Origin of the sequence: Phocaeicola faecalis (assembly GCF_021730445.1) — a bacterium.
Lineage (GTDB): Bacteria > Bacteroidota > Bacteroidia > Bacteroidales > Bacteroidaceae > Phocaeicola > Phocaeicola faecalis.
Map to the genome: position 1 here is coordinate 12,394 of NZ_JADNRM010000022.1, position 22,595 is coordinate 34,988.

Genomic DNA, 22,595 nt, shown 5'->3' on the forward strand with positions numbered 1-22,595 from the left:
CATTTACTCCTTTTTTGATGCACGTTCCCTTGTCTTCAAGCTCAAATCTTGTAAAGCTTTTCCCAATTTATCTTCTTTGGCCAACCACAGAATATCATCGTCAAGCTGTAAAGCATATAGCACTCGCAAGTAGATTCCGATTGCTACTGTCGGTACACCTTTCTCTATTCGGGACACGGTTAACGGTGAACAGGTAGCACGTTCTGCCACCTGAGCCACGCTCAGATTCCTGCGTAAACGAGCCAATTTAATCTGCTCTCCTACAACAGACATCTTCTGCTCTAGTTTTCGAGGCAATTTAGTCCCCATTGTATTCTTTGTCATACTCAATATATCATATAATATGCAAATATAATGCTTTTTATTTATTTAATGATATGTTATAGGTAAAATACTGCAACGCCACACAAGTATCATGCACATAACACCTGAAAAGGCTTGTTTTTTAAGAATAAATACATATTAAGCGAAAAGCTGTACGCATCAGCCTTTCTCGCCTGAAAGTTTGAGCCGTTTATCTCTCATACTCTCACCTTACGCGTAACAAGTTAATTATAAACGTGTTATATGGTGATAGTAAAAAACATTTGCTCTCACCTATGCTCTCATACTCTCACCACATTTTGAAATACGCCTCCGCATAACATACTAATTGTCAACTACATACCTTTTATTTTATGAGTTTCCCGGGGTGATGTAAAATAGGACGTTTTAAGCGTTTTTCCTCAAAAAGTGTACATGTGCACCTTCATGGAATGTAACGGTGCACAAAGTCCGGGCAGAGGTAAAAAGACTAAGGTCTTTTTTAAAAAGCTCGTTATCTTTTTTAAAAAGCTCTTGGTCTTTTAAAAAAACGTCCTTGTCTTTTGGGAAGTGCATCATTTCACACGTTAGTACGCGTAAGCCTGTACGTACGTATGCGTAGGTCTGTACGTACGTCCGCATAGCCTCACGCTTACGTATGTATATCCTCATGCAGACGTACGTGTAAAAAGAGGGCTCTGACACGGGGATGAGTCTGCAAGTTTTGTCTTAATATCAGAATAAGCAGGGCTGCTTCTGTTTCTTATAAAATTCAAAATCCGGGTACAGCCTCTGCTGTCCCGGATTTTACCTTGCGCTTTTCACAAAGAGCAAGTTTCTTCTAACATCTTTTATTGTACTGTTTATTTCTTATTTCCAAATATAGCATTGTCTTTTCTTTTTTTAGCGACTTCTTCCAAGTTGGCACCGGCTTCGGAAGAACCTAGGCTCTGTGCCTTCTTGAAATTAGTCTCTGCTTGGTCGAGGTCTCCCTGCAACAGATTCAGCACGCCTCTGTTGTTCAGCGTTGCACTCGCTTGTGCATCAGCCTTGTCCAGATAACGGGCTGCCTGTTGCAAGTCACCTCGTTGGAGTTCGATAGCGGCAGCGTTTATATTCGCTGTTGGGTCATCAGGGAACATGCGCACTGCCACATCGAACACTTCGTTGAATTCCTTACTGCCCTTTGCATAGGTCTGAGCCACCAGGTACATTTCCTGCAAGCTCAACTGCTGGGGACGTGTCTTTATGATTTGTTTCGCTTCTTCTACATTAAATCCGCGCACCACATAGCGCACTGTGTAGTCTGAATGACGCAAGCCCGGATAGCAGTCCTGCAACAGTGAAGCGTATATCTTGCCACCATCCAGAGCTTTGATGCGTCCTTCTTTGAAATCAAAATCATTTTCATCCTTATCTATTATGAACAGTATTTCGTCTTTGCGCGGCAAATTGCTCTTTGCCACATAGTCACGCAGGCCGACCCAGTCTTCGGCTACCGAATTAACCCGGAACAGGTCTGACTTGAAACCGTAGGAGTCCATCACATACTTCTTCAGCGCCTCGGCACGGCCTTGAGCCAGACGAGCATTGGATGCATAACGGCCTTCGGGAGATGCATAGCCGGTGATGTCTATCTCGGTAATCTGTGTATTGGCATCGTTCTTCACCACATCTACCGTTGCCTTAATCTTTTCGAGTTCGGAAGGATTGCGGCGGTAGTCGGGATAAATCTTTGTCTGGTTCACCGGAAAGTCGAGATAAGCCTGACCTTCTTCAGCACGGTTTTTGATGGCTTCGACAGCCGGAGATACAAAAGCTACCATCGGCTGCACGGTGTAACGTTCCAAGTTGGCACGAGCGATGAGGGCATTGCTCTCTTCCTTCTGGCAGTTGGCACAACCACGTACATCGGCCAACAGCTCAAGCTCTGCACCGTTCATCCACTTTTCGTAAGGGATGCGTGCCGAGTAATTCACCGTTTGTGATGTTCCGTTCTTGCGGCGCAACACCGAGAAGGCATCCGCAGGAATTTCATGATTGCGCTGCTGCACGATATTGCGTGTGCGGCCATACACCCAAATGGCAGGCAACACCTTATTATAACTGTTATCTTGAGTCTTCAGCACCGGAGTGAGTGTAGCCACACGGTTGGAAGATAGCTGCATATCGGCCGGAAGGGTAACATCCATTCCTATCATCACCTGGCCGTTGTCACCTATCAGGATAGAAGGGTTAGCAACCTGAACCCGGCTGCCGCACAGATTCTGTGCACCTGCCGGAAGCACCGGCAGCAACAATGTTAAAAGGATATAGCGTATCAGTTTCATAATTCATCTGTTTTTAGAATATATAAATAAGGTTGAGGGCAGCCTTGGTAGGACCGAAATAGTTCTTATGAGATTTCTCTACCATGTCTCCACATTCTTCACACTCATATTTCTTATAGCTCACGTATGCATAGCCGACACCTATGGTTGCACCCAGGTTCCAATGACGCCCCAATACAAACTGGTAACCGTAACTGATGCCACCGCCATAGAACCGACCTTTATAACGATAGTCTTTCAAATCATCAAAAGGCGAGAAAGGTAAATCGATGCCGGTGGTGTGATAAGCACCTCCCATCAGATGGGCACCAAAGAAGTGGCCGTTGAATTTATCACAAAGCCAATAGCGGAGTTCAGGTTGAACCATTGCCAGTTTCAGCATTTTATTGTCGCTGTACTTCCATGGATTGTAATACACCGGTATATCCAAGGTCAGTTTCTTGCTCAAACCCACTTCTACTCCCAAATTCGGTATGGCAACTGCATCCATCGCCACATTGGTCTTAACAGCTACCTGTCCATACATATATAAGGAAGAAGCCAGCAGACACATCAATACAAATAAAGTTCTTCTTATTACCATATTCATTTCACCTAAAGTTGTTTTCTACTGCTGCAAAGATAGGCTCTATATTTTTAACAGGAAGTTGGCGAATTAGTCTTTGTTAAGAGGTAGTTTCGGCAAAATGCAAAGTAGCCCCGAAATTAATTCACCCCTCATCGGGATAAAGTGTCGGGAAATTATTCACGGAGAATTATTCATTGGGATGAAAGAAACACCGATGGCGTTTCTTTCATTCGGCACCTGTATTTCATTCATAGTGAATAATACGCCGCCTTATGCCTAAAACACCCCTGTTTTGTTCAACAAGGGGCGTTTAATTCATAAAAAGAGGGTGTTTTCTTCAAAAAATCTCTGAAATAATTTGTTTATTTGAAAATAATACCTACTTTTGAAGCGAATGATAATGGGTCAATCATTCAAACGTATAAGAAATAATAAAAAAATAGTTCTATGAAGGCAATTTATTTATTAATTGTCACACTCATCATGATGAGTTTGGCATCCTGCACTGCAGAAAGTAGTGACCCCGTTGACAACTCAAGTTCAACGTATTTTTTGGAAAAAACGTATGGCGCCAGAAGCGTTACATACGAGGAAAACAATTCTGACAATTTGAATCTAAACGATTTACCTGCTATCAGTTTAAAGGAAGCAGATGAAATCTTGTCGAATCTTCGCAAACATACCAATGCGAAAGAAGAGCATAATGTATTGGCTGCCGATAAGGGCAATCAAACTTTGCTGAAAGTGATTACCAGCCAGACAATCAATGGCAAGTACACCTTCACAATTCAGCTTAACCTTACCAGCTATGCCGACGGTGACTTATATTACAACGGATATAATGCCGAATGCAGTTCCTCACTCATGAAATGGTATGTGAAAGGATTCAGCTTGGCCAGCGACAACAGTGAAGGCAATTTTATTTTCCAATCAGAAAGCTATATTTATATGAAGGTGGCAGACAATGGAATCAAATATATGCAGGTTCCTGTCAGCATCCGGGGTACTTATAACCCGAAGAACCATGACGCTTCATTCACTTATAAACTATAGGTATCAGATTCTATAAATCAGTTAGGGCTGAAAAGATTGTGAGGTGATATTAAGCTCTATGAAGGGAAGGAAGAATCTGTATGCGTGATAGGTGCACATGGGTTCTTCACTTCCTTTCTTTTGAATTATTATTTAACGTATGACACTTCAATGGTATATCATTCAATCATAACACACTGATTTACAATACAGAAAAGAAAACTATGATTGATATACCGCTCATCATGGCAGCAGTATGCGGCCTGACTAATCCGACTTTTTAAAAAGTTTCTAAGCTAAAATATTGATTATAACATATTAAAAGTCTATTTTTGCAGATATCCTTAAAATAGTCTAAGAAAGATATATGACATAAGCATATAGAACCGTAACCGTAAGTGTACTATAGATTAAAATGAAATGAAGGGAATATGAAAAGAAGCGGAACATTAACGACACCGATTGCAGGGCTACTTGTAGCTGTCCTGTTAGTAGGTATGGGAGTAACCAAAGCTAAAGCACAAAGCTTTTTCCGACAGACGGGAATCCAGTTACTTACCAAACAAGAGGGATTAAGCAACAATACACTAACCGAAATCTATCAGGATAAAGATGGATTTCTATGGTTGGGCACGGATGTCGGTCTAAGCCGCTACGATGGAATACACTTTCACAACTATAATTCGGCAAGCAAAGAGCCTCATTCCATTACCGGTATTTACGAGACTTCCGACAAGATGATTTGGTCACGAATAACCAATCTGAACACATTGTCGTGTTTCGACAAAATGAGGGGATGTTATATGCCTCTCACCTCGTCTACCCCGGAGGTGCTGGAAGATATTCATGACTTATGTGTAGTAAAAGACAGGATATATGCCATCACCTCACAAGGAACGGTAGAGCTGAAAGCCGAATATGAAATTGACAAGATGAACATTACACCCGCTCCCCTGCCAAATATAAAAGGTACACCCTCCAAATTTTACGGCTACAATAACAGCCTCTATATACTTACCCGCGAAAACAAACTCATATTCTATAACCTGACAGAAAAGAAAGGTGAATCACTGGACTGCACCGAACTGGGAATAACCAATGCAGAAGATATTGACAATATACATATATATAATGAATACTTGTGGATTTGCAGCCACAACAACGGAGTGCTCTGCTATGACACAAACACAAAGGCTACGCGCAAACTGGACAAAGGAGACCATACGCACAGTGTGCAAGACGCATGCGTCCGTGATATCATACAGGCAGACGACACTACTTTCGTCATGGCATCGGGCACTTCATTGGCGTTAGTCAAATTTGAGAATAAAGAGTATCTGAAAGCTCCCATTAAAATAATCAACTTGATTGAAAATGATATTTATTACGAACCTATCATCAAAAACAGAATCACGCGCATTTATCTCGACAAGCAGAGCCAGGTGTTATGGGTTGGCACTTTCGGAAGAGGGTTGCTGAAATTAAATTTGTTGGGAGATAATGTAAACCGCATCCAACTGGACAATGAAATAAGGTCACTTAATGGAATAGCAGAAGACAGCAACGGATGTATATGGCTGGCTACCGACAACAAGGGTATATATAAAAGCCAAACAAAGAGTCTCTCGCCGAATATACAGTTCCTGCCATGGGAGAAAGCCGACAAAAATGGAGATTACTGTTTGTTTAAAGACAAAAACGGACACTTGTGGTTCGGAGACGAGAAAGGAGATATTCTCTTGATGAAACCTACCACCAACGAAATTGTTTCTTTTCACCCCCAGCCGGAAGAAACGGATAATCAGGTCTCTGCTATCAAAATACTTTTCCTCAACTCGCGCAACGATTTATGGATTGCAACAGAAAATGCCTTGATGGTATACGACCACCAAGGTAAAAACTGTTTGGCATATATGCCTTATACGAAAGAAATAGAAAAAATAACCGCCATCTGCGAGGATGGTGACGGTACCATGTGGCTGGGAACAGCTAAAGGATTGTTCCAGGCTGTGCGCGAAGGTAAGAAAGTAACACTGAATGGAGGATACGAACAGAAAAACAATCTGGTTCCGGGCAAGGTTATGGCTATCTATATGAATAACTATAATCAATTATTCGTATCATACGCTAACAAGATTATCCAAATCGACGGAAAAGAAAAGAATGTGGTGTCGACCATGCTTCTTGACAGAGATTTACCCAACGGACACATCGACTGCATGGTAGACGACCGAAACGGAAATACCTGGCTGGGCACCAATTCGGGCATTATAACCGTCAACAATAAGAACAATTCTTTCTATCTGTATGCCTTCCCCGAGAACTATTATCAGGTTTGCCGGCTGAACAACGGAAAATTACTGTGGGTAAACTCTACGGGCTTACTTTACTTTGACCCCCGACAGCTGAAAGAGACTTCCAGCAACCGAAAATATTATATCGCCGACATTGATGTGAATTATAACAAAGTGGAAATAGGCGAAAAAGTAAACGGACAAGTCATTCTGGATAAACCGGCGCATTTAATAGACCGGCTTACCCTAAACTACAACAATAACAACCTCGTGCTTTACCTGAGTGACTTGCGTTACGGCACTTCTCCCAATAGGGTGGAATACCGCCTGCTGCCCAATGACAAAAAATGGCGGTTCGGTGATTATGACCAGGTGAGGCTGAGTAACATCAAGCCGGGAGACTATGTACTCGAAATAAAGCCTTCCTATCCGATAGAAGGGAATGAGCAAATCACCCGCATCGCCATCACTGTCGGCAAGTATTGGGCCACTACCGGATGGGCGGTTGCAGGTTACATACTTATCATCATAATATCCATATTCCTGACTTGGCTCTACCTCAATAGGAAAGCACTGAAGCGGCAGCTGTATAAAGAAAAGGAAGTGCAAATGAAAGAGCGTCTGGAAGAGGCTACGGAGATAAGGGCGGAAGAAAAGAAGAATCAGCAAATGCGTGACCAAATCAGGTATATGCTGGCACGTGAACTGAGAACGCCCCTGTCACTGGTCACCGCACCTCTGAAAGAAATGATAGACAACTCGGCATTGCCGGAGTCGTTCCTGCAAAAAGTAAAAGTGGCCTATCGAAACTCAATCTGCATGCAGGACATTTGTAACCAATTGCTTAATATTCATCAGGAAGAAAACTATGGCCCTACGCTGAATGTAGCTCCATACGCGGCAAGCCGTATAGCCGACGAAGTGGTACGCTCTTCGTATGAGCTGCTGAATGTCAGCCCCATCAACTTGTATTACGACAAGGACAACAAGATAAACGCGGAAATATGGATTGACTGGCAAAAAATCATGTTTGTCCTCAAAAATATAATGTCGAACGCATACCGGCATATCTCTTATGCCGGTGCCGTCCGCTTTATTGTCAGCACCACAAACCTGAAAGGAAAAGAATACTGCCTTTTCACTATCGAAGATGATGGAAAAGAAGTGATTGAGGAATCATCTGTCACCTATCTGGGAGAAGATACTTATATCTCGCCGAGCAATTATCTGCATCCTGAACTGGGTATCGAGATTATGAGAAGAACGGCACTCGACCATCACGGAGATATTCAAATCAAGCAAGACAAAGAAACTGGTACTTCCGTCACCTTGTATATTCCGCTGGGCAAAGAGCATTTTGAAGGAGAAGAATATGTGGTATTCGTCAAACCGGGACACATGCAGGTAGACGACAGCCAGGCAAAGATTATCACTGTGGAGGACAAGAAGAAACAGGAACTGCAGGACAGCATCATCCCCCGACCGATTGAAAGTCCTGAAACGAAATATAAAATACTCGTTATCGAAGACCATGCGGATATCCGGCTTTATCTGAAAGTGTTATTCGGCGGAACCTATAATATCATTATGGCAGAAAACGGTGAAGAAGGAGTGAAAATAGCACGTAAAGAGATACCCGACCTGATTATTACCGATGTAATGATGCCTGTGATGGACGGATTCGAATGTTGCCGCATACTGAAAGAGGATTTAAAGACTTGCCATATTCCTATCATCCTGCTGACAGCATTAGTAGGCGATGAGGATGTGGTGAAAGGTATCGAACTGGGTGCCGACGATTATATCCTGAAACCGTTCAACCCGGAAATTCTGCGCACAAAAGTAAAACGACTCATCAAGAGCAGAGTGGAATTGAAACAAATCTATACCAAACTGCTGATGCCGTCTATCAGCACTATCGGAGATACGCAAGAAGAAAACGAAATTGCCATAGAAATTGAAGATCCGTTTGTCACACAAATCCTGAAAATTGTAAATGACAATCTGCAAAATCAGGACTTCAATGTGAAGAAACTTGCCGAAATGCTGAACATGAGCCAGCCCACCCTCTACCGAAGAGTGAAGCAGCTCACCAACTTTACTATTATAGAGCTGGTAAGAGGCGTGCGCCTGAAACGCTCGGCAGAGCTGTTGCGGACTAAAAAATATAGCGTGCAGGAGGTAGCCGAAATGGTGGGCTATAACGACATTCCAACCTTCAGAAAGCACTTTGTCGATTTCTACGGAACAACTCCGTCTACATTTAACAGCAAAGAAGAGACCGAAGATAAAAAATAAACGTTAACAGCCAAATATTTTTTCAACTAAAAATCGTACCTTTGCAGCCAAATATTAGGTATAGTATGCAAGACATTAGAAACATTGCCATCATCGCCCACGTAGACCACGGAAAAACAACGCTCGTGGACAAGATGATGTTGGCGGGACATTTGTTCCGCAACGACCAGACCAATGGGGAACTGGTATTGGATAACAATGACTTGGAACGTGAGAGAGGTATAACAATCCTTTCGAAGAACGTTTCAATTAACTACAATGGAACAAAAATCAATATTATTGATACTCCGGGACACGCCGACTTCGGTGGTGAAGTGGAACGTGTGCTCAATATGGCCGATGGATGTATCCTGCTGGTAGATGCGTTTGAAGGCCCGATGCCTCAAACTCGGTTTGTACTCCAAAAGGCATTACAACTCGGTTTGAAGCCGCTAGTGGTAGTCAATAAGGTGGATAAACCCAACTGCCGCCCGGAAGAAGTATACGAAATGGTGTTCGACTTGATGTTCAGCCTCAACGCCACAGAAGATCAGTTGGACTTCCCGGTTATCTATGGTTCCGCCAAAAATAACTGGATGGGCACTGACTGGAAAACTCCGACCGACAACCTGACAGCACTGCTGGATGCTATCATCGAACATATTCCCGCTCCAAAACAACTGGAAGGTACTCCACAAATGTTGATTACCTCTTTGGACTATTCATCATATACCGGACGTATCGCTGTGGGCCGCGTTCATCGCGGAACATTGAAAGAAGGCATGAACATTACTCTGGCAAAGCGTGACGGCTCGATGGTGAAGTCTAAAATCAAAGAAGTACATACATTCGAAGGTTTGGGACGCAAAAAAACCGATGCGGTATCATCGGGTGATATCTGTGCCATTATCGGTGTAGACGGCTTTGAAATCGGAGATACAATCTGCGATTACGAAAATCCGGAACCATTGCCACCTATCGCCATCGACGAACCTACCATGAGTATGTTGTTCACTATCAACGACTCTCCTTTCTTCGGTAAAGAAGGTAAGTTTGTGACGTCACGCCACATTCACGACCGTCTGATGAAGGAATTGGATAAGAACTTGGCGTTGCGCGTTCGCAAAAGTGAATTGGAAGACGGCAAATGGGTAGTGTCCGGACGTGGTGTATTGCACCTCTCTGTCTTGATTGAAACAATGCGCCGTGAAGGTTACGAACTTCAGGTGGGACAGCCGCAAGTTATTTTCAAAGAAATAGACGGAGTGAAATGTGAGCCGGTAGAAGAACTCACAATCAGTGTTCCCGAAGAATTTGCCAGCAAGATGATTGACATGGTAACTCGCCGTAAAGGTGAAATGACCTCTATGGAGTCTCAAGGAGACCGTGTCAATATTGAATTTGATATGCCTTCACGCGGCATCATCGGCTTGCGTACCAATGTATTGACTGCTTCTCAGGGAGAAGCTATCATGGCACACCGCTTTAAGGAATATCAACCCTACAAGGGCGATATCGAACGCCGCAGCAACGGTTCTATGATTGCAATGGAAAGTGGTACGGCTTTTGCTTACGCGATTGACAAATTGCAAGACCGCGGTAAGTTCTTTATCTATCCGCAAGATGAAGTATATGCAGGTCAGGTAGTGGGCGAACATGTTCACGATAATGACTTGGTTATCAATGTAACTAAATCAAAGAAACTGACCAATATGCGTGCGTCGGGTTCGGACGATAAGGCGCGTATCATTCCGCCGGTAATCTTCTCATTGGAAGAAGCATTGGAATATATCAAGGAAGACGAGTATGTGGAAGTTACTCCAAAGAGTATGCGTATGCGTAAAGTAATTTTGGATGAACTGGAACGTAAAAGAGCGAACAGAGGATAAGAGAAAACTGCTATATATCAAAGAGAGACGGCTCACTGTTGAACCGTCTCTCTTTTTTTATTATTCCATCTTAATGGTTTTATTACGTACTCTGCGAAGTATATTCTGCATATCATATACCACCTCAGGGTGCTGTAATGCCAGATTAGCACGTTCATTAATGTCTTTCCTCATATCATAAAGCTGAGGGGTACTTGAGTTACCGGTCTCAATTTTAGGTCCCCACTGTATCATTGCAGGACCATCATTCGGCTCAATGTATTTCCAGTCTTTGGTACGCACGGACAAAACATGATTAGCTGCCTGTTCAATTACCCAAGGACGGTCGGCATTGTCTGTTCCCAGCAAATTGCCGATGCGGTTATGGCTGTCCGAGGCACTGCCTTTGGGGAACTTGGCATTTACCAACGAGCCCAAAGAAGCCATCCAGTCAATCTGCGACATCAAAACATCCGACTCACGGCTTTCCTTAATCTTCTTAGGCCAACGCACGATGGCAGGAACGGCTGTACCTCCTTCGAATGCACTGTATTTATTTCCTCTCCACGGACCGGCAGGACTATGTCCGTTCAACAATTCTTCTGCTTTATCGTCATAACCGTCATCCACCACAGGACCATTATCGCTGGACAGGATAATCAGTGTATTTTCCGCCAAGCCCAGTTTGTCGAGTGTCTCCATAATCTGACCTACCGACCAGTCAAACTGCACAATAGCATCTCCGCGTACGCCCATCGGGTTCTTTCCACGGAAACGGTCGTGCGGGAAACGGGGAACATGAACGTCATTGGTTGCAAAATACATAAAGAAAGGTTCATCTTTATGCTGTTTGATGAAATCAATGGCATGAGTGGTAATGGAGTCTGCAATATTCTCATCTTTCCAAAGAGCTTTACCACCGCCTTTCATGAAACCGATGCGGCCAATGCCGTTTACAATAGCCATATCATGTCCGTGACTGGACTTCTGGTTATAAAGCAACTCAGGATTGTCTTTTCCGGTAGGTTCACCGGGGAAATTACCTTTATAACTCACCTCAATAGGTGCGGAAGGATCATAATTGGCCACCTTTCCATTCTCTATAAACACACAGGGAACACGATCGGCCGTAGCTGCCATAATGTAATGATAGTCAAAGCCCAAATCACCTAATGATGAAGGAAGAGGAGCATTCCAATCCTGCTCTGCAGTCTTGTCTCCCAACCCTAAATGCCATTTTCCGATGGCACAAGTGGCATATCCGGCGTTCTTAAACATATCTGCCATAGTATACTGCCCCGGTCGGATAATCATTCCCGCATTTCCAGCCGCAATATCTGTGTCGGGACGCCGCCACGCATATTCACCAGTCAGCAACGAGTAGCGGGAAGGGGTACTGGTAGCAGCTATAGTATGGGTATTGGTAAAACGAATACCTTCACTCGCCAAACGGTTGACATTGGGAGTCTGTACATTCTTTGCACCGTAACATTCCAAATCGCCATAGCCCAAATCATCCGCAAAGATAATAATCACATTAGGTTGTTCACGATTGGTCACCTTATTGTCTTTAGGAGTCTTGGCCTCCGCTGTCAGAGCAGAGCACAACACCGGTGTCAAAAGAGATAAAGCCAAATACTGTTTTTTCATAATACTTTAATATTTTAGTCAGAGACTAACCGCTTTACCAAAAGCAGTTAGCCTCATATTGTTAGAATTACTCACGCAAGTTAGGATTAATATTTTGTTCTGACAAAGGAATCGGCCATTTATAATCCTGAGGATTACGGAAATCTCTTCTTCCCACATACCAACGGCAATGTCCTGTCGGGTCTACAAACTTGGTAGAACCTGCATATTTTTCAGATTTGGGATAAGGAGCACCCCATACCTCACCGACAAGCACTGTTTCGGCAAGTTTCCAGCGCAACAAGTCCCAATATCTGATACCTTCAAAAGCCAATTCAACACGACGCTCGTTACGAAGCAATTCGCGCAATTTATCTGAGTTAGTTTCTGTAACAGGCGGCATTTTAACATCGGCACGTTCACGCACCTGATTAATGGTCTGGTTCAAAACGGTCTGATCAATGGTTTGTCCGCTTTCAATCAAACATTCCAAATAACTCAGCAAAACTTCTGCATATCTGATGACCGGAGTCACAGCACTATAGCTGTTCAAGTCATTGATTGGATTCTCATCAAAATATTTACGCCACATAAAACCGGTCTTAGATACTTCTGAAGAATAGTCCAAACGTTCTTTCTTTGACGCTTCGTAATCCGGGCTCATACGATATTCACTGCCCATGAAAGTCGCTCCATTATAATAAATGGTATAATCAAGACGCGGGTCACGGTTCTCACCTAAATTATCAGGGTTATAACGTGAATCGGCATAGCTGAACGGAGTTCCATCCTTAAACTCATAAGATTCAAATAATCCGGCCGAAGGATTGGACAGACTCCATCCACCGTCTTTTGCAGACAAGATATGCTGAGGAAGACCGCAACCGAAGTAGTTTTCAAGATAGGATATATAATAAATATTCTCTTTATTACCTACACCGGTCGAAGGATGGAAAAGTTCCCGATATACAGGATGAATTGAGTTATCACCATAGTCGATAATTTCCTTATAAGCGGCAACTCCGCCTGCCCAGTCCTGCATCAACATGCAAGTTCTGCCTAGAAATGCTAAGGCAGCCTGTTTGCAAGCACGTCCCGTCTCACTGTTTGATATGTCTTTAAAACGAGGCAGATCGGCTGCCGATTCTTTGAACTCTGTCACACACCACGACAGAATATTGGCTTGAGTCTCCTTTTCAACCGTATTCGCCTCTTCACCTGTCAGGGTTCTGGTCACTAAAGGTACATCCTTAAAATAGCTGGCCAGATAATGATACTGAGTGGCACGCAAGAAACGAGCCTCGGCAACCATTCGGGTTTTCTGTCCTGATTCAGGAGCATTGGCAATACCCTCCAAGAAACGATTACACAAACCGATACGCTTATAAGCCGACGACCAATAGTTCTTTACGAATCCATTGTTGTTCAGTAACTTTCCACTGGATATATTAAAGAATGGATTATTTTCTCCGCGACGGTCATAAGCATTGTCTGTCAGATGCTCCATAAACAACATACCATGATAAGACCAAAAGTCCGAAACATTATATTCCAAACCATTCGTGATACTACCTCTATATAAAGAAGTCAATGCCAATTCAGCATTCTTATCATCATTCCAAAAATTATCTTCCGACAAATCTGTCAAAGGATAACGCTCCAAATCACATGATTGAAATGAAAATGAAGCTAATAAAACAGCAAAAGCTATATATTTTAATCTTTTCATAAGTCATTAGAATTTTAAAGTTAAGCCCAAAGTATAAGTTGACATAGTCGGATAATATTGTCCATTGTTGTTCGTGTTTTCAGGATCCCACCCTTTACGATAACTTTTGAAAGTCAAAGGGTTATCCAAAGATACATAAAAACGTAAACCGCTTGAACCAAACTTCTTAGCTATATGATCGGGCAATGTATAACCTAACTGAACATTACGCACTTTCAAATAAGAAGCATCCAATACCCAGAAATCAGAAGCTAACGTATTATTACTGCCTGCATTAGACATAACCTCCAGACGAGGATATTCCGGATAACGGTTGTCTTGCTGCACATTCCAGCAATTCTCCATTTGCCATTTCTGGATATTACCTTCCTGATAGAATGCATGACCTGCATAAACAGACAGCATACCTTTCACTTTGGCAACTCCCTGAAGCAATACGCTGAAGTCAAAACCTTTGTATTCTCCGCCAAAATTCAAACCGAAAGTGTATTTAGGTATACGGGAACCCAAGAACACCTTGTCATCCGGTGTCACCTTGCCATCACCGGTGGTATCGATATAACGAATATCTCCGGCTTTAGAACCTTTGGCTATCGCAGTCTGATCATACCAATCACCTACTTCATCGTCGGTCAGGAATACTCCGTCCGTCTTATAACCATAGAACATCTGCATCGGATAACCGATAAACAAATCACTACCATTACCTACCATACCATTATTCTGGGTCACATTTCCCATACCCAATGTCAATACCTTATTGTCGATGATAGAGAAATTACCATTAATATGGTAATGGAACTTACCAATTGTATTTTGATGACCTATTTCAAACTCCCAACCTTTATTTTCCAACTCACCGGTATTTACCTGCGATACGCTTAATCCGAAGATAGAAGAGTAACTTGCAGCCGGCTTATACAATACATCCGTAGTCTTACGATAGAAATAAGAAGCATTAAATGTCAACTTATTATTGAAGAATGCTGTTTCGATACCGACATCGGTCGTACGAGTACGCTCCCACTTCAAAGCCGGATCTACATAGGTAGTAACAGCTGCTCCCTGTGTATATACTCCACCAAATACGTAGTTCTGTGCCTGGCCCAAAGAGTATACTGACTGATAAGGATAGTTACCGATATTATTGTTACCCAATACACCATAAGAAGCTTTCAGCTTCAAATTATTGATGAAAGACAGGTTTTCATTCTCTTTCCAGAACTTTTCTTCAGAGATACGCCATCCGGCAGCCACTGAAGGAAAGAAACCATATTTGCTGTCTGTCGGGAAACGAGAAGAACCATCATAACGCATCGTGGCTTCGAATAAATAACGCTGGTCATAATTATAAGTCAAACGACCGAATACAGACTGTATAGCCCAGTCGTAACCGCCACCGCCATTTGTCTGTCCGTCTGCACCACCGGCATTCAGGAAAGGCACGTCATCAGAGGGGAAGTTATTACGGTTGCCCGATAAAGTACGCTGACCTTCGTCTTCCCAAGTATATCCTACCAATGCAGCAAGATTATGTTTACCAAAGGACTTATTATAATCAGCTACAGCCTGGAAAGTCTTATAGACTGTTCGCTTCATTTCATCCGACAAAGTAGAAGGACCTGTGCTCTTACCACCGGTGAGAATCAAATCGCAGCGGTAATTACGAACATGGCTCAATGTATAATTATAGCCTCCTATTACCTTCAGAGTCAAACCATCGATTGGCTGATAAGACAATTCTATATTATTCTTAAACTTATCAAAGTCTTCACGATAGGAAGAAGCACAGTCTACCCATGCCACCGGAGTTCCTTGCAACTTAGGTCCTAGACCGACTTCGCCATTCTGTAGATAGCTGGGAGTCATACCCGGGAAACGAACTGCATTGGCAATGATACCCTTGAAACCACCAGTATCCAAGATACCCGGTGTAGAAGGTTCGTGGCGGTCAGAAGTCACACCGCTCAGACGAACTTGCAACTTCAAGTTCTTAGCTAGCTCTGCACTGAGGTTTACACGGCCATTGTAACGGTTATAATAGTTGTTATCCAACAAACCATTTTGGCGCAAATAGCCCAGCGATACCATATATTGTACCTTTTCCGTACCACCGCTTACACTTAACTCGTGCTTGGTTTGCAGTGCATGACCACCCAAAAGGTCATCAAGATACATTTCATCAGCATAATTATCAGGATCAGAGCCATCACGATACTTCTGAATCATTTCAGGTGTATACGTTTCTGTACCAATCGCTTTATTATAGAATTCTGCATATTCATAAGAATGAGCCACTTCCGGCAATTCAGTAGCTTGACTCATACCCACCGAACCATTATAAATAATACGAGCCTTACCTTCTTTTCCTTTCTTGGTCGTTACCAAAATAACACCATTGGCTGCACGAGAACCATAAATAGCGGCGGAAGAGGCATCCTTCAGAACTGAAATATTATCAATATCAGCCGGAGTCAAATCACTCAAAGAACCGGGAAGTCCATCCACCAAGACCAAAGGATTGGGAGTCGCTCCAAATGAACCGACACCGCGGATACGAATGGTACCGGCATCCTGGCCCGGATTACCGCTTTCCTGTGTAATGGTAACACCCGACATCTGACCGGTCAACATATTAGAAACGTCAGGCACTGCACGAGATTCCAGTGCTTTGCTGTCCACTGATGCAATAGAGCCAATCACATTAACTTTCTTTTGTGAGCCGTAACCTACAACCACTACTTCGTCTAATGTTTCTGTATCTTCTTTCAGAGTAATATTAAGGAAAGATTTATTTCCTACCGGAACATCCTGAGTATTATAACCAATATAAGAAACTTGCAAAGTAGCATTGCCCGGAACGGACAAATCAAAATTACCTTCCACATCTGTAATACTTCCTACAGTGGCATCTCCTTTCAAGATTACATTGGCGCCAATAATCGGTTCTCCGGCAGAGTCTTTAATGGTACCCTTGATTTTCTTAACCTTCTTATCATCTTTCAAAGTGATGACAATATAGTTGTCATTCACTTGATAGACACAATTTGTTCCTTTTAGCAAATCTGACAGGATTTGCAATACATCCTGATTCTTTTGATTCAGAACAACTTGTTTATTGACATCCAGTTGCGAAGTGTTATAAGCAATCTTATACTTCGAAACCGATTCAATTTTCTCAAACGCTTGCTTTAAAGAAAGGTGTTCCCCATTGAAGGAAACTTTCTGTGCATTGACAGAGAGGCTACCGGCCAGAAATAAGCCTACGCCAAGCCCCAACACTCGAATAAATTTCTTGTTCATTTCATATTAGATTTATTAACAACATAAGGTGTACGTACATAAGGAAGACAGCTTAAATAAATACTACACCCAAAGCCACGATGTTAATAAACACTAATATGCTATCTTAAGTAGATGTTCTTGCCAACAATTTCATATTCTATGCCGGGAACCAATATCTTAATAATTTGAAGTACTTGTTCCAACGACTCATTCCTATTAAAATGAACTCTCAGACTTTGATTCTGGTAAATGGAGGTATGCACATGGAATTTCACGCCATACACACGCTCCAAGGTATGAAGAACATCATTAAACGGTACATTACCAAAGAATAACCCTCCCATACGCCAGTCGGAATGGGAAACTGCATTCACTTTATGTTGCTGTACTACCCCTGTGGAGGGAGTATATATCAGTTGGTCATTGGGCTCCAGGAAATACTCTCCCGACTGCTTATTCACCTTCACCTGTAGCCTGCCGGTCTCCAACGTAGCCATTATCTGATTGTTGTCCGGATAAGCCGAAATATTGAATGTAGTGCCAAGCACTTTCAATTCCAAATGATTGGTAGTAACGATGAAAGGGTGTTCTTTGTCTTTTGAGACTTCAAAGAAACCTTCTCCCGCAATATAAACATTACGAGACTCGGATATGAAACTAGAAGGATATACCAACAAAGTACCAGCATTGAGCCAAACCCTACTTCCATCGGGAAGAACCACTTCTTCGCGCGTTCCCATAGCTGCATAACGCTGCATATAAGTCACTTCCGACAAAGTCTCCTTCACATGCTCCTTTGCAGAATAATAATAATATGCGGAAAGACACATCATAATAAAAGGAATAGTCCAAATGGCAGCTATCCTCCCCCAATTTATTCTTTTCTCAATTCTTACATGTTTCTGTTCTGCTAATCCGACAGTCTCCCGTTCTTTTTTAAATCCTAAAGACGTCTCCAAATTATAAAAAACCTTCTCTATTTTTTCATCAGAGCAAGAAGCGCCGTCCAGTTCATCCCAGATTCGTGACACAGCTTCTTCCCTCGCTTTATCTTCCACAGGAAAAACCATACGATTATAAACACGTTCTGTTATCTCATCAGAAACTTCATGATGAAAGAAAAAGTCTATTATCTTATGTATATAGTTATTCATTTTCACATTTTATATAAAAAAGACAGTTCGATTTCATGTTACACCTAAACAGGTAGTATTAAATAAACTAAAATAGAAAGAGCTAAGGCGTCTCTAAGTTCATTTAAAGCAATATTCAAATGGTTTTCCACTGTTTTTTTCTGTATTCCCAGTTTTTCTGCTATTTGTTCGTTAGAAAGTCCCTCTATTCGACTTAATTGATATATCATTTTCCTTTTAGGGGGCATCTCACTCACTACCATATCAATTAATAATTGCAGGTCTTTCGCTATCAATTCATCATGGGGAGTACATCCGTCAGAAATCTCGGGAATATTATCTTCACTCGTAAACCGGGATATGTTTTTAGTTGTGATATAATTGAAGACAGTATATTTGGTAAGCATGAACAAATAAGAATCAAAATGATGTACCTTGTGAAAAATCGCTCTTTTATTCCATAGTTTTATAAAGACAATCTGAGCCAAATCCTCAGAATCATCCAAGTCTTTTATAAATCCTCGTATAAAAGCATATACCTTAGGATAAAACAGCTTGAATATCTTATGAAAGGCTTCATGGCTGCCAGAGGCAAATTCTCCTACAACTTCCGGTCCTACAATCATTTATTGAGATTAATTCAAATGAAACGGTGTAAATGTAGGCAATTTATTAGAGAATACCAAAAATAGATTCTAAAAGTGCAATTTTAGTTTATAGAAATAAAGAAGTACAAAACAGACTTTGTTATATCAAAACTACAATGCAACTGTCACATCACCTTCTATATTCGGACGGAAACATACCGCCCGAATACAGACAATAATCGGAAAGGAGAATCAGTCAATAAATCTCACCTTTGAAGCATCGCGGGGCTTAGCAGCCGGAGCCTCATCGGGATAGCCGAAAGCAATGGCATACAATAGCTCATATCCGTCCGGAAAATCCAGTTTCTTTAGATAATCGGCAGCCGCAGGAGACTTCATAAAACGGACAGGACCACCTAAACAGCAACTTCCTATGCCCATAGATTGAGCTGTAAGAATCATATTGGCCCCTAGAAGTCCACAGTCCACTTGAGACATATCATACTGAGGATTATAAGCAATAAAAGCAACGGTAGGGGCATTATTGAACATATTCCTAAATCCGACGCGTTCGGCAGCCTTGGGATTTTCTTTCTTGAAGATTTCGGTCAACTCATTAATAAAATCCTGATTATCTACCACACGCACTTCCCATGATTGTTTATTCATTCCATTGGGAGCATGAATGCCACAGTCCAAAATGGTTTGCATTTTATCCCGCTCCACAGCTTCCGGTTTATACTTCCGAATACTACGGCGCGCCATAATCGTTTCAATAACAGGATTACCTTGATCTTTAACAATGCTATCGGACACTCCGACCTCTTTTTGTGAAGACTGCGATGTACAGCCACACAATGCCAGAGTAAACAATCCGGCACCTAATAAAAGAACACTTAATGATTTCATTTACTTTCATATTTTTGATTCGCAACAAATCTAGTTATTTTCAAGCATAAAAAAAAGTGGTTCCTTATTCAGGAGCCACTTTTTATATGTTAAATCTGTAAAATTCAGATTACAATTTCGGACCGGCAGCAACCAACTTCTTACCAGCTTCGTTACCAGTGAACTTAGCGAAGTTCTTGATGAAACGACCAGCCAAGTCTTTTGCTTTTTCGTCCCACTGAGCAGCGTCAGCGTATGTGTCGCGAGGATCAAGAATCTTTGAATCAACACCCGGCAATTCTGTAGGAACAACAAAGTCGAAGAAAGGAATAACCTTAGTAGGAGCCTTGTCGATAGAACCATCCAAGATAGCGTCGATGATACCACGAGTATCGCGGATAGAGATACGCTTGCCAGTACCGTTCCAACCAGTGTTAACCAAGTATGCCTTAGCACCAACCTTTTCCATCTTCTTAACCAATTCTTCAGCATATTTAGTAGGATGCAAGCTCAAGAAAGCAGCACCGAAGCAAGCTGAGAATGTAGGAGTCGGTTCAGTGATACCACGTTCTGTACCAGCCAATTTAGCTGTAAATCCAGACAAGAAGTAGTACTGAGCTTGTTCAGGGTTCAAGATAGATACCGGAGGCAATACGCCGAATGCGTCAGCCGACAAGAAAATCACCTGATGAGCGTGAGGACCTTTAGAAATCGGCTTAACGATGTTTTCAATGTGATAGATAGGATAAGATACACGAGTGTTTTCTGTAGTACTCTTATCTGTGAAGTCAATCTTACCGTCAGCAGCTACAGTTACGTTTTCCAGCAAAGCGTCACGTTTGATAGCAGCGTAGATATCGGGTTCGCTTTCTTTATCCAGGTTGATAACCTTAGCGTAGCAACCACCTTCGTAGTTGAATACACCTTCGTCGTCCCATCCGTGTTCGTCATCACCGATCAACTTACGTTTCGGGTCAGTAGACAAAGTAGTCTTACCTGTACCAGACAAACCGAAGAAGATAGCAGAGTCAGTGCCTTCCATGTTAGTGTTGGCAGAACAGTGCATAGAAGCGATACCACGAAGCGGGTTCAGGTAGTTCATGATAGAGAAGATACCTTTCTTCATTTCACCACCGTACCAAGTATTCAGGATAACTTGTTCTTTAGTCTTCAAGTTGAAAACTGTAGCTGTTTCAGAGTTCAAGCCCAGTTCCTTGAAGTTTTCAACTTTTGCCTTGGCAGCGTTGAATGATACGAAATCAGGTTCTCCGTAAGCTTCCAGTTCTTCAGCAGTCGGGCGGATGAACATGTTAGTTACGAAGTGAGCCTGCCAAGCTACTTCCATGATGAAACGTACTTTCAAGCGAGTTGCAGCATTAGCGCCACAGAAAGTATCAACAACGAACAAACGTTTGCCGCTCAATTCTTTAACTGCTTTAGCTTTCAGGTCAGCCCAAGCTTCTTCAGAGCAAGGTTTGTTATCGTTTTTGTATTCGTCAGAAGTCCACCATACTGAATCTTCAGAAGCTTCATTCTTAACGAAGAATTTATCTTTAGGAGAACGACCTGTATAGATACCGGTCATTACGTTTACAGCACCCAGTTCAGTTACCTGTCCTTTTTCGAAACCTTCCAACTCAGGTTTAGTTTCTTCAGCGAAAAGTACATCATAAGAAGGATTGTGGAGAATTTCCTTCACGTCGGTAATACCGTACTTGCTTAAATCTAAATTTGCCATTTTTAAATGATTTAAATTGGTTAATTGTATAATGTTATTTTTACTCTCTATTTTGGGAGAAGATGTTTTTCAACATCCCCTTGTCTAAGGCGCTACAAAATTAGTGCTTTATTTTAAAAAAAAGAAGTTATTAGAGAAAAATTTCCGTAATAGTGAAAGATTTATATTTGTGTAACAAAAATGCAATTTACACTTTACAAATATGGAATTTATTTTGTTTCTTTGCAGGTCAGAGTCAATAATATAACAATAGTATAGATATGAAAATCATCAATCTCAGTGAAGGCAATTCTCTCCTGAACCAATACGTGGCAGAATTGCGTGATGTACAGGTTCAGAACGACCGTATGCGCTTCCGCAGAAATATCGAAAGAATAGGGGAAATCATGGCATACGAAATGAGTAAAGCACTAACCTATTCCGTAAAGCAAGTACAGACACCACTGGGAACTGCCACGGCCAGTACGCATGATGACAAAATAGTGATTGCCACCGTATTCCGTGCCGGACTGCCACTGCACACCGGTTTCTTGAATATGTTCGATCATGCCGACAATGCTTTCGTTTCCGCGTTCCGTTTCTACAAGGATGACGAACACCGCATCGTAGATGTACATATCGAATACATCGCCGCCCCCTCTCTGAATGACAAGACTTTGCTTTTAGTCGACCCAATGCTTGCCACCGGCGAAAGCATGGAGCTTGCCTGGAAAGCTTTACTGACGAAAGGCAAACCCGCCAAATTACAGATGGCCTGTGTCATTGCCAGCCAACAGGGAGTGGAGCACATGGCGGAACTCTTTCCAAGTGACGATATCACGCTATGGTGCGCCGCTATCGATCCGGTTTTGGACGAACACAAATACATCGTTCCGGGACTGGGAGATGCAGGCGACTTGTCTTTTGGCGAGAAGCTTTAGCATCCAACGGTCAT

General features: G+C 42.3%; 14 protein-coding genes. 4 read left to right on the forward strand and 10 right to left on the reverse strand.

Annotated elements, in window-relative coordinates:
* Nucleotides 1-3 precede the first annotated feature (3 nt).
* The 3 genes from IR173_RS16105 to IR173_RS16115 form a co-directional block, all read right to left on the reverse strand.
* A complete protein-coding gene (locus IR173_RS16105; RefSeq protein WP_237040536.1) occupies nt 4-324 on the reverse strand; it encodes a helix-turn-helix domain-containing protein in 321 nt (106 codons plus the stop codon).
* A gap of 842 nt (nt 325-1,166) precedes the next feature.
* A complete protein-coding gene (locus IR173_RS16110) occupies nt 1,167-2,633 on the reverse strand; it encodes an OmpA family protein (RefSeq protein ID WP_237040537.1) in 1,467 nt (488 codons plus the stop codon).
* A 13-nt stretch (nt 2,634-2,646) separates the two neighbouring features.
* The gene (locus IR173_RS16115; RefSeq protein WP_237040538.1) at nt 2,647-3,216 is read right to left on the reverse strand and encodes a DUF3575 domain-containing protein; all 570 of its coding nucleotides are present in this window, start codon (nt 3,214-3,216) and stop codon (nt 2,647-2,649) included.
* Nucleotides 3,217-3,648: 432 nt separating this feature from the next.
* Here IR173_RS16115 and IR173_RS16120 point away from each other — a divergent pair, with 432 nt between their 5' ends.
* The 3 genes from IR173_RS16120 to typA all read left to right on the forward strand — a co-directional run bounded on the left by IR173_RS16120 (nt 3,649) and on the right by typA (nt 10,693).
* Entirely contained in the window at nt 3,649-4,254 is a 606-nt protein-coding gene (locus tag IR173_RS16120; RefSeq protein WP_237040539.1) for a DUF5033 domain-containing protein, read from the forward strand.
* Between the two features lie 410 nt (nt 4,255-4,664).
* Nucleotides 4,665-8,825 (forward strand): hybrid sensor histidine kinase/response regulator transcription factor, encoded by a 4,161-nt coding sequence (locus tag IR173_RS16125; RefSeq protein WP_394800682.1) that lies wholly within the window; start codon nt 4,665-4,667, stop codon nt 8,823-8,825.
* A 65-nt stretch (nt 8,826-8,890) separates the two neighbouring features.
* A complete protein-coding gene (gene typA / locus IR173_RS16130; protein ID WP_237040540.1) occupies nt 8,891-10,693 on the forward strand; it encodes a translational GTPase TypA in 1,803 nt (600 codons plus the stop codon).
* Nucleotides 10,694-10,753: 60 nt separating this feature from the next.
* Here the strand turns inward: typA and IR173_RS16135 are convergent, their stop codons facing one another.
* The 7 genes from IR173_RS16135 to pckA all read right to left on the reverse strand — a co-directional run bounded on the left by IR173_RS16135 (nt 10,754) and on the right by pckA (nt 21,661).
* Nucleotides 10,754-12,322, reverse strand: a complete 1,569-nt coding sequence (locus IR173_RS16135; protein WP_237040541.1) for a sulfatase family protein — start codon at nt 12,320-12,322, stop codon at nt 10,754-10,756.
* Between the two features lie 67 nt (nt 12,323-12,389).
* The gene (locus IR173_RS16140) at nt 12,390-14,030 is read right to left on the reverse strand and encodes a RagB/SusD family nutrient uptake outer membrane protein (RefSeq protein ID WP_237040542.1); all 1,641 of its coding nucleotides are present in this window, start codon (nt 14,028-14,030) and stop codon (nt 12,390-12,392) included.
* A 6-nt stretch (nt 14,031-14,036) separates the two neighbouring features.
* On the reverse strand, nt 14,037-17,333 hold the full coding sequence (locus tag IR173_RS16145; RefSeq protein WP_237040543.1) for a TonB-dependent receptor: 3,297 nt from the start codon (nt 17,331-17,333) through the stop codon (nt 14,037-14,039).
* Nucleotides 17,334-17,434: 101 nt separating this feature from the next.
* Entirely contained in the window at nt 17,435-18,469 is a 1,035-nt protein-coding gene (locus tag IR173_RS16150; protein ID WP_237040544.1) for a FecR family protein, read from the reverse strand.
* A 44-nt stretch (nt 18,470-18,513) separates the two neighbouring features.
* Nucleotides 18,514-19,074 carry an RNA polymerase sigma-70 factor gene (locus tag IR173_RS16155; protein ID WP_237040545.1) on the reverse strand — a complete coding sequence of 187 codons (561 nt, stop codon included), beginning with the start codon at nt 19,072-19,074 and terminating at the stop codon, nt 18,514-18,516.
* A gap of 213 nt (nt 19,075-19,287) precedes the next feature.
* The gene (locus IR173_RS16160) at nt 19,288-19,944 is read right to left on the reverse strand and encodes a nitroreductase family protein (RefSeq protein WP_237040546.1); all 657 of its coding nucleotides are present in this window, start codon (nt 19,942-19,944) and stop codon (nt 19,288-19,290) included.
* A gap of 109 nt (nt 19,945-20,053) precedes the next feature.
* Nucleotides 20,054-21,661, reverse strand: coding sequence for a phosphoenolpyruvate carboxykinase (ATP) (pckA, locus tag IR173_RS16165; RefSeq protein ID WP_237040547.1), 1,608 nt, complete (start codon nt 21,659-21,661; stop codon nt 20,054-20,056).
* Between the two features lie 260 nt (nt 21,662-21,921).
* Here pckA and upp point away from each other — a divergent pair, with 260 nt between their 5' ends.
* Nucleotides 21,922-22,581, forward strand: a complete 660-nt coding sequence (gene upp, locus IR173_RS16170) for a uracil phosphoribosyltransferase (RefSeq protein WP_237040548.1) — start codon at nt 21,922-21,924, stop codon at nt 22,579-22,581.
* Nucleotides 22,582-22,595: the final 14 nt, after the last annotated feature.

Coding starts and splice junctions, on each gene's coding strand:
- IR173_RS16105 (WP_237040536.1), bottom strand. CDS start 324: ATGACAAAGAATACAATGGGGACTAAATTGCCTCGAAAACTAGAGCAG.
- IR173_RS16110 (WP_237040537.1), bottom strand. CDS start 2,633: ATGAAACTGATACGCTATATCCTTTTAACATTGTTGCTGCCGGTGCTT.
- IR173_RS16115 (WP_237040538.1), bottom strand. CDS start 3,216: ATGGTAATAAGAAGAACTTTATTTGTATTGATGTGTCTGCTGGCTTCT.
- IR173_RS16120 (WP_237040539.1), top strand. CDS start 3,649: ATGAAGGCAATTTATTTATTAATTGTCACACTCATCATGATGAGTTTG.
- IR173_RS16125 (WP_394800682.1), top strand. CDS start 4,665: ATGAAAAGAAGCGGAACATTAACGACACCGATTGCAGGGCTACTTGTA.
- typA (WP_237040540.1), top strand. CDS start 8,891: ATGCAAGACATTAGAAACATTGCCATCATCGCCCACGTAGACCACGGA.
- IR173_RS16135 (WP_237040541.1), bottom strand. CDS start 12,322: ATGAAAAAACAGTATTTGGCTTTATCTCTTTTGACACCGGTGTTGTGC.
- IR173_RS16140 (WP_237040542.1), bottom strand. CDS start 14,030: ATGAAAAGATTAAAATATATAGCTTTTGCTGTTTTATTAGCTTCATTT.
- IR173_RS16145 (WP_237040543.1), bottom strand. CDS start 17,333: ATGAACAAGAAATTTATTCGAGTGTTGGGGCTTGGCGTAGGCTTATTT.
- IR173_RS16150 (WP_237040544.1), bottom strand. CDS start 18,469: ATGAATAACTATATACATAAGATAATAGACTTTTTCTTTCATCATGAA.
- IR173_RS16155 (WP_237040545.1), bottom strand. CDS start 19,074: ATGATTGTAGGACCGGAAGTTGTAGGAGAATTTGCCTCTGGCAGCCAT.
- IR173_RS16160 (WP_237040546.1), bottom strand. CDS start 19,944: ATGAAATCATTAAGTGTTCTTTTATTAGGTGCCGGATTGTTTACTCTG.
- pckA (WP_237040547.1), bottom strand. CDS start 21,661: ATGGCAAATTTAGATTTAAGCAAGTACGGTATTACCGACGTGAAGGAA.
- upp (WP_237040548.1), top strand. CDS start 21,922: ATGAAAATCATCAATCTCAGTGAAGGCAATTCTCTCCTGAACCAATAC.